Genomic DNA, 569 nt, shown 5'->3' on the forward strand with positions numbered 1-569 from the left:
GTATTCTTTATGACCGGATTTACTGATGTCTATAAAACTGTTTTAAGCATATACACTATAACCAACCAGGCAAAACAATAAAGCCTAAAATATACTTTTCATACAAGCCGTTTATTCATCTGAGTGATGACAATACTAATAAACATAATAGCATTGTATTAAGTATCCCGGCAATGCCGGGAATACTTATCAACCAAACCTCAGGATACCACCCCTGAAATATATTTTTGCGCTATTTCCTTTTTATTTCCACTCCTACCAAGAAAGACCATACCAAAATCAGATTCATAATTTACTGTTGTCAGCTTTGGTCTTCCCGGGGTTTAATTACTTCAGTACAAAACTTGCCGGTGCATATTGCCCCAGGAAAAACTTCAGTGTCCCTTTGACAACCGGCAGCCGCTTACCGATTATTTCACCGCGCAGATTTACAGGGCTTGCCTTGGTGTAATTTGAGCCTTTGGGCAATGTAACGGTAACAGTACCGGAATTTCCTGCCTGTTCCCACAACCGTAACAGTGTACCCTTGTTTCCATCAGGATCGTCACCAAAAGCGGTTACAAGTATAC

The 569-nt window shown here is 40.2% G+C and carries 1 protein-coding gene; it reads right to left on the reverse strand.

The window, feature by feature from the left end:
• Positions 1–327 precede the first annotated feature (327 nt).
• The coding region (locus tag AC1DND_RS29170) for a glycosyl hydrolase-related protein (protein WP_477586505.1) at positions 328–569 on the reverse strand (242 nt) is incomplete at its 5' end.

It is taken from the genome of Pedobacter sp. 01N416 (assembly GCF_056399685.1).